The organism is Vibrio tubiashii, assembly GCF_028551255.1.
GTDB lineage: Bacteria > Pseudomonadota > Gammaproteobacteria > Enterobacterales > Vibrionaceae > Vibrio > Vibrio tubiashii_B.
Genome location: NZ_CP117029.1, coordinates 1939534 through 1957232 on the forward strand (window position 1 = coordinate 1939534; position 17699 = coordinate 1957232).

The 17699-nt window shown below is 45.6% G+C and carries 12 protein-coding genes; 6 read left to right on the forward strand and 6 right to left on the reverse strand.

Translation table 11 applies throughout. The features are described 5' to 3' along the window. Nucleotides 1–104: 104 nt before the first annotated feature. The 4 genes from LYZ37_RS08845 to LYZ37_RS08860 all read right to left on the reverse strand — a co-directional run bounded on the left by LYZ37_RS08845 (nt 105) and on the right by LYZ37_RS08860 (nt 8086). Nucleotides 105–1907, reverse strand: a complete 1803-nt coding sequence (locus LYZ37_RS08845) for an ABC transporter ATP-binding protein/permease (RefSeq protein WP_272785216.1) — start codon at nt 1905–1907, stop codon at nt 105–107. Nucleotides 1908–2064: 157 nt separating this feature from the next. Beyond that, a complete protein-coding gene (locus LYZ37_RS08850) occupies nt 2065–2556 on the reverse strand; it encodes a porin family protein (protein ID WP_272785217.1) in 492 nt (163 codons plus the stop codon). Between the two features lie 102 nt (nt 2557–2658). Then, nucleotides 2659–6495 (reverse strand): ATP-dependent RNA helicase HrpA, encoded by a 3837-nt coding sequence (gene hrpA / locus LYZ37_RS08855; protein WP_272787157.1) that lies wholly within the window; start codon nt 6493–6495, stop codon nt 2659–2661. Between the two features lie 265 nt (nt 6496–6760). Next, nucleotides 6761–8086, reverse strand: a complete 1326-nt coding sequence (locus tag LYZ37_RS08860; protein WP_420794616.1) for a MipA/OmpV family protein — start codon at nt 8084–8086, stop codon at nt 6761–6763. A gap of 118 nt (nt 8087–8204) precedes the next feature. Between LYZ37_RS08860 and LYZ37_RS08865 the strand changes: the two genes are divergently transcribed. The 4 genes from LYZ37_RS08865 (at nt 8205) to LYZ37_RS08880 (ending at nt 12603) form a co-directional block, all read left to right on the forward strand. Next, complete coding sequence (locus tag LYZ37_RS08865) at nt 8205–8570, forward strand: hypothetical protein (protein WP_272785218.1); 366 nt, start codon at nt 8205–8207, stop codon at nt 8568–8570. 3 nt (nt 8571–8573) lie between these two features. Beyond that, entirely contained in the window at nt 8574–10475 is a 1902-nt protein-coding gene (locus LYZ37_RS08870; RefSeq protein WP_272785219.1) for an alkaline phosphatase family protein, read from the forward strand. 77 nt (nt 10476–10552) lie between these two features. After that, nucleotides 10553–11020: a tellurite resistance TerB family protein gene (locus tag LYZ37_RS08875; protein WP_272785220.1), complete on the forward strand. Its 468-nt coding sequence runs from the start codon at nt 10553–10555 to the stop codon at nt 11018–11020. Nucleotides 11021–11154: 134 nt separating this feature from the next. Next, nucleotides 11155–12603: an AGE family epimerase/isomerase gene (locus tag LYZ37_RS08880; RefSeq protein WP_272785221.1), complete on the forward strand. Its 1449-nt coding sequence runs from the start codon at nt 11155–11157 to the stop codon at nt 12601–12603. A 50-nt stretch (nt 12604–12653) separates the two neighbouring features. On the opposite strand, the gene LYZ37_RS08885 is transcribed toward LYZ37_RS08880, so the two are convergent. Both LYZ37_RS08885 and LYZ37_RS08890 read right to left on the reverse strand, forming a co-directional pair. After that, complete coding sequence (locus LYZ37_RS08885) at nt 12654–13184, reverse strand: 3'-5' exonuclease (protein WP_272785222.1); 531 nt, start codon at nt 13182–13184, stop codon at nt 12654–12656. An 88-nt stretch (nt 13185–13272) separates the two neighbouring features. Then, nucleotides 13273–14802: a sensor domain-containing diguanylate cyclase gene (locus LYZ37_RS08890; RefSeq protein WP_272785223.1), complete on the reverse strand. Its 1530-nt coding sequence runs from the start codon at nt 14800–14802 to the stop codon at nt 13273–13275. A gap of 322 nt (nt 14803–15124) precedes the next feature. On the opposite strand from LYZ37_RS08890, the gene LYZ37_RS08895 reads away from it, so the two are divergent. Then, the gene (locus tag LYZ37_RS08895) at nt 15125–15757 is read left to right on the forward strand and encodes a DUF2760 domain-containing protein (RefSeq protein ID WP_171321343.1); all 633 of its coding nucleotides are present in this window, start codon (nt 15125–15127) and stop codon (nt 15755–15757) included. Beyond that, on the forward strand, nt 15757–17688 hold the full coding sequence (locus LYZ37_RS08900; RefSeq protein WP_272785224.1) for an Hsp70 family protein: 1932 nt from the start codon (nt 15757–15759) through the stop codon (nt 17686–17688). Before LYZ37_RS08895 ends, LYZ37_RS08900 begins: the two co-directional genes overlap by 1 nt. Nucleotides 17689–17699: the final 11 nt, after the last annotated feature.

The following is a 17699-nucleotide window of genomic DNA, read 5'->3' on the forward strand; positions in this document are numbered from 1 at the left end:
GGCTAAAAAATAAGAACATAATTGCTTATTTTGTCAGCCCATATTTGCCTTTGATCACATAGACTTGTACACCTGCTCGGTGATCAAGACGCAGATAATCAATTTCACTCTGTATGATTAAACTGTAGTTCGACAAGACGCTGATAGAGTTCGCAGCTCTTCAACAGCGATTGGTGGTTCCCCACATCCACAAGCCGCCCATGATCCAAAACGGCAATTTTATCAGCATGTTTAATGGTAGAGAGCCTGTGCGCAATGATGATCGTCGTTCTATCGCGCATCAGCTCTTCAAGCGCTTGCTGTACATGATGTTCGCTTTCACTGTCGAGGGCACTGGTCGCTTCATCAAGCAAGAGGATATTCGGGTCTTTCAAAATCGCTCTAGCAATTGCGATGCGTTGTTTTTGCCCACCCGATAAACGGACTCCACGCTCGCCAAGAAAACTGTTGTATCCTTCCGGTAAGTTCATAATGAAGTCATGAGCGTGCGCTTTCTTAGCCGCTTCGATCACTTGTTCGTCTGTCGCCTCTGGGTTGCCGTAGCGAATGTTGTGGAAAACATCATGACTAAATAAGGCCGGTTGCTGAGGCACTAAGGCCATCTGGTTTCTAAGATCTTGCGGGGCAAACTCCCTCACATCCCTATTACCTAACAAAACACTGCCCTGCTGCGGATCATAGAAACGCTGCAAGAGTTCAAATAAGGTTGTTTTCCCTGCCCCTGAAGGCCCAACAAGTGCAAGGATTCTCCCTTCTTCAGCGACGAGGTTAAGCTCTTGAGTCGCAGGTTGGTCAGGTCGTGAAGGATAATGAAAGGAAACGTCATTGAATGAGACTTCCGCCTTCAGTTTATCAGTGCTTCGGTTTATTGATTCTGGCGCGGTAATGTGGCTTTTTACTTGCAGAATTTCGATTAAGCGTTCAGTGGCACCAGCCGCTCGTTGCAACTCGCCGAGCACTTCGGAAATTGTCGCTAGTGAAGAGGCAACCATGATCGCGTAGAAAACAAAGGCCGCTAAATCACCCGCAGACATAACACCATTGATTACGTCACTACCTCCGACCCATAGCATTCCTGAGATGGCGCTAAATACAATCACAATTACCCCTGAGATGAGGATCGCTCGTTGTAAAACGCGCTTGCGCCCTATCTCAAACGCTCGTTCTACCTCGTTGGAGAAAAAGCGTTTTTCTTGCGCTTCACGGCTGTAGCTTTGCACTGTTTTAATATGCTCTATAGCCTCGCCGGCATAACTCCCCACATCTGCCATCGAATCTTGGCTTTGACGAGACAAAGCGCGTACTCGTCGCCCGTAAAACAGAATAGGAACTAGGATAAATGGCACCGAAGCCAAAACGATTAGCGTGAGTTTAATATTGGTGGCAAACAACATGATTACCGCGCCAATACACATCAACGCACTGCGCATCGCCATAGAAAAGGATGAGCCAATGATACTCTGGAGCAATGTAGTGTCAGTCGTGATTCTCGACATGATGTCGCCACTACCATTGGTCTCGAAATAGCTCGGATGAAGAGTAATGATATGGTTGAATACCGCGAGCCGAATATCAGCACTTACTCGCTCCCCTACCGAAGAAACGAGATAGAAACGGAAAAACGTACCAATGGAGATCAGCAAGGTAACGACAAGGATAAATCCAATCGCACTACCGAGTTCTTGAACCGATTGCTGAGCAAAACCTTGGTCAATCAAGATTCTCACCCCTTGACCGACCGACAGTGTTAATGAGGCAGTGACAATTAACGCAATCAAAGCAGCAGCAACCTTCAACTTATAAGGTTTTATAAAGTTGACTAGTTCTAACAATATCCCCAAATTTTTCTTTGGTAACTCTTGAGCCGGGTTAGGCTGCTCAAGATTTGGAGCACTCGTTGATTGCATAGTTGTACCTTATTTCCTAATTGGCGACTTGTAACAAAGGCGCCTACCTATCATAAGGTATTGGGGTTTAATGAATAAATAGCAACCCGAGAGGCCACCAGATACAAAAAAGCCTGACCGAAGTCAGGCTTAGAAATTGAAATGTCTCTTCTCTCGCTTAGAAGAAGTGGAAAGTCGCGTTTAGAGAGAAGTTCTTAACGTCTTTCTCTTTCATATTGAAAACACTGTAGCTTGCGCCCATAGAGATAGGACCCATCACAAAGTATTCAGCACCAACGCCATACATCATATCGATTTCGTCTTCTTTAAAATTCGTACCTGTTAGCTCGTAAGAGTGCAGGCCTGCTTTCGCATAGACATGAAGAGGACCGAAATCGATACTTGGCTTTGCCGCGAAGTAGACACCTGAACCTTCAAGCTTACCTGTAAAGGTTCCGTAAGTGATATTGTCGAATTCACCAAAGTTCTGGTAGCCCGCTTCAAGACCAATTAGCGGCAGAATACCTGTACCTACGTGAACATTGTAAGAAGTCGATGAATCATTCGCTAGATCAGCTTGACCTACACTTGCACCACCGTAGATCCAAGAGTCAGCAGAAGCTGTAGCAGATGCGCCAATCAGAGCTAGCGCTAGTAGTGTCTTTTTCATAGTAAACCTTCTCTAGTTTCAAGGTGCAGGGACCAGTGTGGCAAGTCCCTGCCGTATTCGTCAAAATTATGAACTGTATAGTTATTTATGCAATTTACATACCTAACAAGCATCAATCGCCATTTTTACACGTTTGTCCGATACTGGGTATGGTGTACCAAGCTGTTGAGCAAAGTAGCTCACTCTTAACTCTTCTATCATCCAACGCACATCTTTGACGTTATCAGGCACGACCATACCTTTCGGAATTTTGTTCAGTAACTCTTTGTAATCATTAGTCACTGACTCAATTTTCAGCATGTGTAAGCGATCTTTATTCGGGTCGATAGGTAATTTTTCCATACGACGCTCGATTGCCTTCATGTAACGCAAAATATCAGGCAGTCGCTTCCATCCACATTCAGTCGCAAAACCTTTGAAAATCAAACTTTCGATTTGCGCTTTGATATCAGACAGAGCAAACGCCATCGTAAAGTCGATTTTACCTTTTAACTTCTTGTTAATGTTAAATGCTGTTGTCAGAATTGTCTCAACTTGTTGGGCAATTTCTACCACAGTATCACCTAATTCAGCGCGAACATGCTCTTTGAGCTGTTCAAACTGTTCAGGCTGCCACACTAATCCACCCTTCTCTTCAATCAGCTTATCAACACCACAAGCGATACAATCATCGATAAGGTCTAAAACTTTGCCGTACGGGTTAAAGTACAAACCGAGTTTTGATTTGTTCGGCAAGTTCGAATGCAGATACTTAATTGGCGAAGGTACGTTAAGCAAGATCAGCCTACGTTGCCCAGCTTGCATTGCTGAAACCTGTTCATGCTCGGTTTCATACAGTTTAATTTCAACGCTATCTTTGGTATCAACAATCGCTGGGTAAGCTTTCACATCGTAACCACCACGTTTTTGCTGATATACTTTTGGCAACTCGCCGAAGCTCCACGTATGTAGCCCTTGCTGCTCAATATCATCGTCTGCCACTTTCGATAAGGTTTCTTGCACCTTATCTTTTAAGCTCTCTTTTAACTCATGCAGATCACGGTTTTCTTTCAGTTTGCGGTTGCGATGATCAACGGCACGGAAAGTCACCTTGAGGTGATCTGGCACTTGCTCTAAGTTCCAGTCTTCACGCAGTACTTCAACACCCGTCATTCTGCGTAGCTCTTTTTCTAGCGAATCAAGCAGCGGCGCTTCCATTGGTGTCGCACGCGCTAAAAACGCATCCGCGTAATTCGGTGCCGGAACAAAGTTCTTACGAATGGTTTTCGGCAAGGACTTGATTAAGCTCACCACTAACTCATGGCGTAAACCTGGGATCTGCCAGTCAAATCCTGCTTGTTCAACCTGATTCAAAATAGGTAACGGGAGATGCACTGTCACACCATCGTTATCTTCTCCTGGCTCAAATTGGTAGCTCAGCTTGAGCTTAAGTCCGCTCTGATGCCAGAAGTTCGGGTAATCAAGGTCTGTGATATGGCTCGCATCACCCTTGAACAGCATCTCTTTTTCAAAGTTAAGCAGTTCCGCATTCTCGCGAGATGCCTTTTTCCACCATGTATCAAAATGCTTGCCAGATACTACTTCTGTACCGACACGCTGATCGTAGAAGTCAAATAGCTCGTCGTCATCAACCAGAATGTCACGACGGCGAGATTTGTGCTCAAGCTCTTCAACTTCTTGCAATAGCTTGCGATTTTGCTTGAAGAACGCGTGCTTGGTCTCCCATTCGCCTTCAACCAGTGCGCTACGGATAAAGATTTCGCGGCTTACGGTCTGATTTATGCTGCCATAATTCACCAGACGCTTAGGCACAATTGGTACTCCGTATAGCATCACTTTCTCGTGTGCCATAACTGCAGAGCGCTTCTTCGACCAATGTGGTTCACTGTAGCTGCGCTTAATCAGGTGTTTGGCTAAAGGTTCAATCCACTCCGGTTGAATCTTAGCAATGACTCTACCCCACAGCTTTGAGGTTTCCACCAGCTCTGCGGACATAATCCACTTCGGCTGCTTCTTGAAAAGGCCCGAAGCAGGGAAGATATGAAAACGAGCGTTACGAGCGCCTTGATATTCATTCTTCTCGGCATCTTTCATACCAATGTGGGACAGCAGACCAACAAGAATCGCACTGTGTACCCCTTGATAGCTTGCTGGCTCATCATTCAATTTGAAGTCCATTTCACGCATCGCTTGATGGACTTGGAAATAAACGTCCTGCCACTCTCGTACACGTAAGTAGTTGAGGTAATCTTGTTTACACTGCTTACGGAACTGGTTGCCAGACAGCTTTTTCTGCTGTTTCTGAATGTAATCCCACAAGTTAACAAACGTAAGGAAGTCAGACTCTTCATGGAAGAAACGGCGATGCTTATCATCCGACGATTGCTGTTTGTCGCTTGGGCGCTCGCGCGGGTCTTGAATAGACAAGGCAGAAGCGATGATCATCAGCTCTTTCAATGCACCGTATTTAGGCGCTTCAAGCACCATACGAGCTAAGCGCGGGTCAATGGGCAGCTTGGCTAACTGACGACCGACTGACGTCAAGCGTTTTTTCGGGTCTTTGGCTTTTTCGTTGATCGCGCCTAGCTCTTCTAACAGTCTTACACCGTCTTGAATGTTGCGCTTATCTGGCGCTTCCACGAATGGGAAAGCTTCAATGTCACCTAAACCGAGTGCAGTCATCTGCAAGATAACCGACGCTAGGTTGGTACGCAGAATCTCTGGATCGGTGAACTCAGGGCGAGAATTGTAATCGTCTTCCGAGTAAAGGCGGATACAGATACCTTCTTCAACACGGCCACAACGACCTTTACGTTGGTTTGCGCTCGCTTGAGAAACCGGTTCAATCGGCAGGCGCTGTACCTTAGTTCGGTAACTGTAACGACTGATACGAGCTGTACCTGGGTCAATGACATACTTGATACCCGGTACCGTTAACGAGGTTTCTGCCACGTTGGTTGCCAATACAATTCGGCGACCCGCATGGGGTTGGAATATCTTGTTTTGCTCACCTGCAGACAATCGCGCGTACAGGGGCACAATTTCCGTGCTCTTTAGGTTGCGTTTAGCCAGTGCATCTGCAGTATCACGAATTTCACGCTCACCGTTCATAAAGATCAGGATATCACCCAGACCTTCATCGCATAGCTCATCAACCGCTTCGAAAATACCGTCTAATTGGTCGCGATCAACATCGTCCTCACCACGCAGTGGGCGATAGCGCGTTTCCACTGGGTAAGTACGCCCCGACACTTCAATAATCGGTGCATTGCTAAAATGCTTCGAAAAACGCTCTGGGTCGATGGTTGCCGACGTGATGATCACTTTTAGATCAGGACGACGCGGTAAAAGTTCTTTCAAATACCCCAAGATAAAATCGATGTTTAAGCTACGTTCGTGCGCTTCATCGATAATGATGGTGTCATATTGATTGAGATAGCGATCGTGTTGGATCTCTGCCAGCAAAATACCATCAGTCATCAGCTTAATTTGAGTGTTCTCTGAGATTTGGTCGTTAAAACGAACCTTGTAGCCGACATACTCGCCAAGCTTGGTTTCCATCTCTTCAGCAATTCGATTCGCCACCGAACGCGCCGCTAAACGACGAGGCTGTGTATGACCAATCAAGCCAAACTTTCCACGACCGAGCTCCGCACAGATCTTAGGTAGCTGAGTCGTTTTACCTGATCCGGTTTCACCCGCGACGATAACCACTTGGTTTTGCTCGATCGCTTGCGCAATGTCATCCTTCTTCTGGCTAACAGGCAGAATTTCAGGGTATTCAATCTTAGGGATGTAATTGGTGCGCTGCTCTGCTTCCATCATAGATTTGGCAATATCGAGCGCGATCTCGTCAAACACCGCATTACGTGAGGCTTCTTTTTTAATTTTATTTGCCCCGGAGATACGTTTGCTTAGACGAAATCTATCTTTCAGCATGCACTGGTTCAGCGCTTTGCGAAGAGAAGCAGCAGTGTTAGCCTGAACTTGGCTATCTGCCGATTTTGAGTTTTCTGGCTGTGACGAAGTCAAAGCGTTTCCTATTGTTATCTTGATCTAAAACGCGCGAATTGTATCACAGAAATTCGCGATAGGTTGAGTCGGCAAGCGCTTTATTTATAGCCAACAAAGGCTTATACAGACGGCTTTCAAGCACTATTGGATTCAATAAAAGAGCGGCTCACTGCCGCTCGAATTTGTAGACTTAGAAATCAATTTGAAGGTAGAGGGTGTTGTAGTTACTGCCACCTTTGATACGCCCATATTGGGAAGCACTTTCAAATATCGCACTACGGTGATGGATAGAATAGCCAAACCACATGTTATCGAAGTCTCGGTTGTTGATGAGATCGCCTAAATTCACGTCAAACGAGAAATCCAAGTAATTAAGCAAATGGCTCGGTGTGTAGCCTTTGGATTTCATTTCTTCGTTTTCAACATAAGTCATGCTGTCGATGTATGACATCCCTTCTGCAACACCAAAACGCCACTTGGTTGGCCAATCAAACGTGTAATACGCCTTAATCGCTGCAATATATTCGGTTGCGCTAGACTGAACCTCAGATGACCAGTGATGAACGATGCCCGGTGTAAAGTATATATCTAAAGGAATACCAAACAGCTCATCGGTCAATGGATGACCATAAAACACCGAACTCATCTGATTGTTGTACGGATCTTTTTCAGTGTTAAATGTGATGATGTCACCGATATTGGATGGCGTTGCCCAACCATGTGCGAAGCGAACATATCGTTTATTGGCTAGTTCAGACTTTGGCGCTTTAGTTTTGTCATTAAAGAACCCAAAGCCAACATAAAACTCACCTTGATACCTATCTTTGACCGCATCGGAATGGTAAGCACTATGATCTAGTCGTGTCACACTCGTCGCGCCAAGCAAGTAAAGATTGGAGTGTACGTGGTAACGTGCTTTTAAGCCCACTTTCGCATCAATCCCGGCACCAATGGTTTGCTTGGTCGTCTCGGAAAAGGCGTAATACTCGCTGTTAAAATCTGCATCTTTGTAACGTAGCGTTGCATGCGGCTCAAGTTCCCAGTCGCCATATTCATACTTTGCTGACGCGCGTAAGTTGGCATGAAAGCGTAAATCTTTATCGCTCATCAGCTCAGTGTCTAGCCACCACTTATCATCAAGTTTGTACCTAAGCTGGCCGCCAAAGTCGACTGAGTCACCCTGATTGGCATTTTGCACCGCAGCCGGAATATCGACAAAGCGCAGCCTCATTAGGGCGTTAAGCTGAAACTGCTCGTCTTCACTTTGATGAAGGTAAGCGCCGCCTTCGAGACCATTTACAAAAACGTAGTCATTATTGAAGTACATCATGGGAACAAATGTACTCACGGTATGGTCACCATCATGGGTATCGAAAGGTATGGTTGCCGTTCGATATACCGCCGCGATTCCCCAATCTTGCTCGCTCATCGATCGCGTTTCTTCAGCGCTCGATGATACCGACATTAAGCCACTGACAGCAAAAGCTAACGCTGACAGACGTTTACTAGTTATCATTTTTTGCCCAAACGTGACTAAAGCACTCAAAAACTAACCAATTAAAACAGTTAATACTTATGTTTCTCGGTCATTCGTCGTTAAAATATAAATATATGATCCCTTAAATCAAAAAATTGTGAAAGCCTCAGAACTAAAAAGATTAATCGAGTCCTTGCCAGATAACACAGATCCAGACATTGTCACTGGAGAATGTTGGCTGCCTGAACGTCTGCTCGATGCTAGTCTCGACGGTGACCTGATGTTTCTCTCTTTCGACACGGCCCCTGAAGAAGCACAAGGCGAAGAAGAAGGCAGAGGATTTGTCGAACATGAAATTGAGATGATTCGTCATCGATTCGAACAGATCATAGAAGAGCAATCTGACACAAAAACCAAAGCTGATGCCATGCTGGCTTTATTTTTGATGGGGCATGAACTTTCTAGTTCAGAAATCATCGAAGTCCTTGAAGACCCTGAACTCCCTGAGTCACCAACTGAGTAGTCAATGAATAGCAGTTTACCTTTCCTAATTGCCGGACCTATCTTACGTAAAACCACTTCTAAAGAGCTTGTTTTTTGGCTCGTCACTAGCGAACCGCTAAATGGTCATTTTGAACTCAAATTAGAGCCGCAGTTAGGGACGCTTTTTTCACAAGACCTTAGCGAATGCCAGCAACTTGCCATTGGTAAACACTGTTATTTAACGCTTGCCCAGTTCAAAGGCGAGTTCCCGACCAATGTCGCGCTCAGCTATGATTTTATTACTCAACACGGCGCGCTGACTTCACTCTATCCTGAGTTACTTTACAGCGATGAACAGAGCCTGACGTTTAAAATATCGACTAAATCAGACTATATTCTTCACGGGTCGTGTCGTAACCCGCATCATCCCAGCAAAGATGCACTGATTCAGATTAACGCGAAGGTGGCGAGTCAGGCTTTAGAAGAGCGCCCAGATCTGCTCATGATGAGTGGTGATCAGATCTATGCGGATCATGTGGCAGGGCCAACCCTAGATGCCATTTTACAGACCATCAAATTGCTTGGTCTACCAGATGAGCAGTTTGAGCAAGCGCCCATCAGTTCAAGCCAAGAATTGTACGCTCACCCTGACTGTTATTATGGTCGTGACAACATTCTGCCTCATTATGTTGACGATGGCAGTTGGCTTACGAAACTGTTCCCACATCGCAATACCCCTATTTTTAGTTCTCGCGAAGCAGAAAACCACTTGGTGACTTTTTCCGAGTTCTTCGCCATGTATTTGTTGGTCTGGTCTCCTACGCTGTGGCCTTACCTCAATACCAACAACTTACTTGATAAGAAATTTATTCACGCGAAAAAGCCCATTCCCCCCCTATTTCAACAACAGTGGCGTGAAGAAAAAGCGATTATCGATGAATTCGTAGCGGGTTTACCTCAAGTCCAACGACTATTCGCTCACATCCCGACTTATATGATTTTTGATGATCATGATGTGACTGACGATTGGAACCTAACCATAGGTTGGGAGAAAGCGGCTTACGGCAACCCGTTCTCTAACCGCATCATAGGTAATGGACTGATTGCTTATTGGCTCTGCCAAGGCTGGGGAAACGAGCCAGATAACTTTAATCAAGAGTTTCTCGCTATCGCTGAGCGGTTCTTAAGCCAACCCGGCGGCCAACAGCAAGACGACTTTATCCAATACCTCTATACCTTCGAGCGTTGGCACTACACGGTTCATAGTTCCCCTAAAGTGGTTGTACTCGATACCCGTACTCGCCGTTGGCGCTCTGAGTCGCGTATGAACAAACCTTCGGGTTTAATGGACTGGGAAGCATTGGTTGAGTTTCAGCAAGAACTCATGCATCAAGATAAAGTGGTTATTGTTTCTGCTGCCCCTATGTTTGGGGTTAAGTTTATCGAAGCCTTGCAAAAAGGCGCGACAATGCTTGGTCAGCCATTACTCATTGATGCTGAAAACTGGATGGCTCATCCCGGCAGTGCCAATACGCTGTTGAGTATTTTCACCCATACCAAAACACCGACCAACTTTGTGATCCTCTCAGGCGATGTGCATTACTCGTTCGCCTATGACATAAAACTTAGGTTCCGACGCAATAGTCCTAACATTTTCCAAATTACTTGTAGTGGGTTTAAAAATCAGTTCCCCGAACCACTGCTTGGCTTTTGTGACCATGCGGATAGGCTGCTCTATTCTCCGCGCTCACCACTTAACTTTTTGACCAAACGGAAGCGCCTTAAGATCAAAAAGCGCGATCCCAATACCGAAGGCGTACGTCGCTTAGTCAACACCAGTGCTGTGGGTGAGCTGAAATTGGATGACCATGGCAAGCCAGAACGGATCTCCATTCTCACGGGAGATGGAGTGGAATGGGACTTCCCGCCAATAAAAGAAAAGTAAGGTTTTTGTAAAGACCCTTGAGATGTTCTCAGATAAGCACTATTTATAAAAATAGTGTTATCGCAAAGGTTTTTAATATGCTCAATTCAATCACCTCGCTTTTCAAACAGTTACTTGAAGGTCACGATTTAGGCCACAACACCCAGCCTGATGTTAATCTTGCTATCGCATGCCTGCTTTGTGAAGTCGCCGGTGCCGACCATCAAATAGAACAAGTTGAAATTGAAGCAAAACGCCATCTGTTAACGCGTTTACTCGATTTAGATGAAACAGCAGCTAAGACTCTATTGAGCCGTGCTGAAATGCGCAGCAAAGACTCGGCTTCTCTCTACGACTTCACCTCCCAGCTTCGAGAGTTGAGCCAAGAGACCCGATTCGCCCTCATCAAAGCTATGTGGGAAGTCGCGAATGCCGATGGCGAGATTGACCCACTAGAGGACTCGGTCATACGGAAAACAGCAGAATTGCTCTATGTCGACCACAGTGAATTTATACGAGCCAAACTATCCGTCATTGACGACACAGATAACAATAAAGAAACTTAACTCTCTGAAACAAAGTGTTTTTGTGCGGATTAGTCCGGCAATTTAAATCGACAAGGAACTCTGTGATTGTGTTGGCACAATGCGTAATCGCGTTTGTTTATATTGGAGTAAATTCGATATGATACTGATTAAACATGAAGCCACACAAATCAGCGCTTTTACTTACCGCGCTTGCCTTTAATTCTTACGCTGACACCCATTTACCTTCTGGACAAGATTGGATCAATCACGCCACGTTTGGCTTAGCGCCATATTGGATGATGCAAACTGCGCAAGGAGAGCCAGTAGGTAACTTTCCAACATTTCGCTGCGATGACGGCGCTCTTCTTAACGTCAATAATGTTTGCCCTGAACTAGACAGAGGTTGGATTCGCCCAAACTTCGATCGTGACTACACGCGGATGAAATCTCGGCAAACTTATGCTTATGGCGTTTTGTTTCACATAAGTGGAGACCCAAAAGCGTTAGAGCTCGCCAAGCAAGGGGCTTACTACTTAATTAACCATCTGCAAGATAAAGAAAATGGCGGATTCATAAGCTTCACCAAACAAGGTGTCCCGGGATTAAACTGGAAACAGCGCACATCCCAAGACCAAGCCTATGCTTTGGTCGGCCTAGCGATGTATTACTACCTAACTCAAGACAAAACTGTTGAGCATGCGCTGATTGAACAGCAAGCCTTTATCTTTGATAAATATCGACTAGCGGATGATCAAGGTCTGGCTTGGGTACTAGAGGATGGTGACGGAGAGAGTGCACGTCAACGAGAACTAGTCGCTCAGCTTGACCAAATCAACGGCTATTTATTGTTAGTCGCTCCCCTACTTCCTGAACCCGCAAAGTCAAAATGGTTGGCAGATCTATCTTGGCTCACTCAGGTATTAGTGCGCCATTATCATTCTGATCAAGAGCAACGCTTCTATGGTGCTATTCATCATAAAGCTGTCATGATGGCCGACGCCAAGCACAATGACTTCGGACACACTATCAAAGCGTATTGGATGACTTACCTAACAGGGCAAACTCTTGGCAACACCCAATGGAAAGAGTTTGGTTTCAATGGTATGAAGCAGACTTTACAACAAGCAAAAAACACACGTAATTTCAGCTCTGTTGCTTACCTTTTCGACGAACCGCTCACAACTCATTGGCAGGGAGAAGATATCATCGCATGGCGAAGCCGACCGTATACCGATGCTTGTTCATCATGGGAATGGGCAGAGCTTGACCAAGCTGCAATGACAGTCTCTATGGTTGATAGCTCAATGAACGACGTCCTTGAGTTTACCTTACCTACATACCATGACGCTTGGGTTGATCATAAATATGGTGGTGTTGGGCTCGACCCTAAAAGTACCAAAGCGTTTCACTGGGGTAATGGCTACCATCAATTTGAACATGCTCTGATCGGCTATTTGTTCGCCCAGCAGAGTAGTCGCCAAGCGGCGCAGCTCTATTACGCAAGGCCTAAAAATAGCACATTAGCCTTCGCACCTTATTACTATCGAGGTGAAGTTAAAAAAGTGACTAGCCTATCTGGCGAGAAAATACAGCAAGTGAGTTTTGAAGATATTCGACCTTAATCGCAAGGCCCAGTGTTTATTCATCGGGCCTTGGATAAGCAAATAGAGCACTAGAGCATGGTCAGGGCAAGTTTGGCAAGGTTATAGGCATCAACATAACCAGAGTGCTGACGTCCTTCCCACTCGATACCTTTGCTCTCTTGCGCTGCTTTATGCCCGATTCGTTTGTCTTTAAGACGGTTTTGAATTCGGAATAAGGTCGCTAAGTTGATAAATTCATTGAATGGGGTATCAATGCCTTTATCTAGACACTCTTGCTTTAGCACTAGATCATCTCGACCCCAAGCCGCGTATATTTTGTTTGTGCCACCAAAGTTTTTCACCATAGATTTCAGGACTTCCTCTAGTGGGCGTCCCTGCTTTTCAATCTTACGTGGCGTGATTCCTGTCAACTGAGAACAAAACAGCGAGACTTCATCTGTCTCTGGTTTTACGTAGTATTGTGCCCGCTTAACGATCTCACCTTTTACAAGGTCAATCTCTGCAAGCCCTACTTCAATGATTTCGCCAGTGGTACCGACACCGTCTTCATTCCAACAGCACATTTCTAGATCGAAACAAACAACACGGTTATGGTTCATGGTTCGCCTTTGTTCAAAATAATCTGAAAGCGCAAAATTCTACAATAGAATACGTGAAAACTCGAATATCAGTACACTGACTGGCGAGTTATTCTGCAATTGAAACGCAGTTTCGACCTGCCTGCTTACTCTTATAGAGCTGAGCGTCGGACGCTTGCATAATATCTTCTTCGTTCTCTAGGCGACGAATCGCAGCGCCAATACTGAGTGAACATTGAATCATTCTTCCATCGAACTCATACTTTGAACTTGCTACTGCGCGGCCAATTCTGTCTAGGTAGTTAAACAGCTCATAGCGATCGGTGATATGAGAGATGATACAAAACTCATCGCCCCCCATACGAACAAAGACATCACCGGGTTCTAGGTGGCTCTGAACAACCCTCGCGACATGACAGAGCATTTCATCTCCCGCTACGTGTCCGTGATGGTCATTAATCAGCTTAAACTTATCGACGTCAAATCCCACTAGAGCAAAAGACTCTTGCCTGCTGACTTTATCGGTCAAATATCGACTGAACGCACGGCGGTTATATATCCCAGTTAGCGTATCGTGATCAACTAAGAACTGTAGCTCTTCGGTTCGTTCATCAAGCAACACTTCAAGATGCTCTTTGTCACGGATTAACAACAGTACGATGTAACTCGATAGGCAGGCGATAACAATCCCGGCCATAAAGATTCCAATCAACACAAAACGGTCATTGTCCGTCACCTTCCTGTCGAGCTTGAAATCAACGATCCACTCACGATTAGGTAAAACAACACGTTTAGTAATCTCAATCCCGTTGGTCACATCCCAGTTATTACTTTCATATAAGATCGGATCGTCTTCGGCATCGAAGCCCATATCGGTTACTTTGACTAACAAGTCTTGTTCCGTCGCCGTGCGAACCACTATCGATTCAAAATACTTGGTTGAACGGATAACACCGATCACCACACCAACGAGCTCTTTCGCATTTTCCGCGCTAAACACTGGGTGATAAACCAGTAGTCCTGTTTTTGCTAAACTTCTATCAAAGCCATCTTGCAGTAAACGAATCTTGTCCGAAACACTCGGCTGGCCAGTTTCGCGCATCCCATCAAGCACCAGTTGAAAACGAAGCCGCGACGAGTAATAACCGAGCGCATTGAAGTTTGCCTGATTTCGGGGGTACACATCTGAAGCTGGGTAGATGGGCTCATCATTAGGCATGATGTAACCGAGCGTTTTTGGTCCGTCTTTAGGTACTGTGTAAATCTCATAAAACGGATAGGTTCGCTTAACCTTTTTAATATGGGCAGCGACTTGATTGTGTTCGATGCGCGGCATCCATTGCAGCGCGATTAGCGTTTGGGAGGAAGAAACGATTTGATCGGCAAAAACTGGAAACCGATGCCAATCCTCTGGCTGGGTAGCATGGAAGAAATTAGCCCCAGCACCTATGAACTGTAAGTCACTCTCCACGACTTGCTGAAGGTTCTCTGCTTGTTGTTCTGCAAGTTTATCTACCAAGGAAACCGTGTATTTAAACTGCGATTGATAGACAAAATAGACAGCATATAAGGTCACCAGCAAGGTGAAAATAAACACTAAGAACGAATATAAATACTTCTTTTTAATCAACTGTTGCATAAAGCATATTTAGGAATCGACGCGATAAAATAACCGCGACATTCTAGCGTTATCCATTTAGTTACATAAAGCGTAATTGTCGATTACATATGAAACTATTCACGTTCCGTGCAGTATGCCTCTTTTTGAGTGAATAATTGCGTAAAAACCCATCACTTAAGCTTTATAACACCGGATTAAAACGCTTTTTGTAGCAGAATGGCGACTTGATTATGGTACTATCTGCCCCAATTTATCAGAACAAATAGGCTCAAACCGTCATCTGAGCCAAAGTAGAGATTTACTTCATCTCTTCTTACACTAAAACATTAAGAGAATTGTCATGACGTTCGATTTACAAATGATCCCTCAAACGTTCGATATGCTTCACGCAGGTCTTGCTGCTTCAAGTGTATTACTGCTACTAATTGCGACTTCTCGCAAATCAAAAGTCATTGAGAAAGTGGTTGAAAAACCAGTCGAGAAAATCGTTGAAGTAGAAAAGCCCGTCGAAAAGATCGTTGAAGTAGAAAAAGTGGTCGAAGTAGAAAAAGTCATCGAAAAAGTGGTTGAAGTTGAATCAAAACTGGCAACTGCCTCTACCGATTCAGCAATGCAACTGCTATCAATTATGCAGCAAGAAGCGCGTCTAATCGATTTCTTGCAAGAAGACCTAACCTCATTCTCTGACGAAGAGGTAGGCGCAGCAGCTCGCGTTATACACACAGGTGGTCAAAAGGTACTAAGTGACTACGTAACGCTTGAGCATATTCGTAACGAAGACGAAGAAACTCGCATCACTATTGAAGAAGGCTTCAACCCACAGCAAGTTCGCCTAACGGGTAACGTAACAGGTAATGCACCGTTTAACGGCACCCTAGTTCACAAAGGTTGGAAAGCAAGCTCGATGAATCTACCAAAGCTTGCAGAGAACTATGATGCGTCTGTTATTGCTCCAGCAGAGGTTGAGCTGTAATGGAACACCAGAACAACCAAGTGCAAAACACAGAATCTAACCCACCTAAATTTAGCGTCGGTATCGACTTAGGAACCACACACTGCGTGCTGTCATATGTTGACACGAGCGTTGAAGATGCTCGCGTTGAGGTATTGTCTATTCCTCAATTAACGGCACCAGGTACAGTAGAAAACCACAGCCAGCTCGGTTCATTTTTATACCAACCGCACGAACACGAAATGAACCCAGCGTCACGTGTTTTGCCTTGGTCATCAGAGCCAACGGCTCTTGTTGGCGCTATCGCGCGTAATTTGGGCGCTAAAACACCAATTCGCCTGATTGCCAGTGCAAAGTCTTGGCTTTGTCACAGTGGCGTAAACCGACGCGATGCATTTCTACCGGCTGGTAGTCCTGAAGAAGTTGAGAAGGTGTCACCACTGCGTGCCACTGAGCTTTATCTAGAACACCTAAAACAGGCCTGGGATCATTCAAACCCAAGTAATCCACTTGCCGAGCAAGATGTAACCATCACTGTTCCTGCATCGTTTGACCCTGCAGCACGCGATCTGACTGCAGAAGCTGCGCGTAATGTCGGCTTTGTGCACCTAACGCTACTTGAAGAGCCACAAGCTGCACTCTACAACTGGATTGATAACAGCAACGACAAATGGCGCGATGAAGTCTCTGTTGGCGATATTGTTCTTGTTGTTGATATCGGTGGCGGTACTACCGACCTTTCTCTTGTCGAGGTGACAGAGGAAGAAGGTAACCTAACGCTTAATCGTATTGCAGTCGGTGAACATATCCTATTAGGTGGCGACAACATGGATCTTGCGCTGGCTTATCGTCTCAAGATGAAGCTTGCTCAAGAAGGCAAAGAGCTTCAGCCATGGCAAGTTCAGGCAATGACTCATGCATGTCGTGATGCTAAAGAAGCCCTACTAAACGATAGCGAGCTTCAATCGGTGCCTATCGTGGTACCGAGCCGTGGTTCTAAGCTGCTAGGGGCAACGCTTAAAACAGAGCTTACTCAGCAAGAAGTTCAACAAACTCTTGTTGATGGATTCTTCCCGAAAGTTGCTGTTAGCGAGCATCCTGTTCAGCGTAACCGTGGCGCACTGACTCAAATGGGTCTGCCTTACGCACAAGACGCAGGTATTACTCGCCATATTGCCGCCTTCTTAACCAAACAAGCCAACGCGCTTTCTGGTTCTGAAGCACAGCAAGAGTACAACCCATTTGCCAATATGCCAGGCATGCCGGGTGGAGAAACAACTCAATCTTCTGATTTCATCAAGCCGACGGCGATTTTATTTAACGGTGGTGTACTGAAATCAACCCTGCTTGCTAGTCGTCTTGAAGAAACACTCAACGAATGGTTGATTGACGCAGATAGCGAAATGGCGAAGCGCTTAACAGGCGTTGACCTAGATCTTGCAGTAGCGAGCGGTGCTTCATACTACGGCAGCGTTCGCCGAGGACAAGGCGTTCGAATTCGCGGTGGTATCGCGTCTAGCTACTACGTAGGTATTGAGAGTGCTATGCCCGCTATTCCAGGTATGGCACCACCGATGGAAGCGCTGTGTGTGGCTCCATTTGGCATGGAAGAAGGCTCTAGCGCTGATGTTCCAAGCCAAGAATTTGGACTTATCATTGGTCAGCCGGTTAACTTCCAGTTCTTTGGTTCTACCGTTCGTCGTGACGACATCGCTGGTACTCATCTAGACCATTGGGCTCCTGAAGAGCTAGACGAACTGCCTGAGATTCAAGTTACGCTGCCTGTCTCTGAAGGGCGCCGTGAAGGTGAAGTGGTTCCGGTGACTCTTGCATCACGCGTCACTGAGCTAGGTACTTTGTATCTTGAAGCTATCGCTGCTGACAATGGGCAGAAATGGCATGTTGAGTTTGATGTCCGTGAAGACGCAAACTCGAACTCAGAACAAGCATAACGATTAACGGC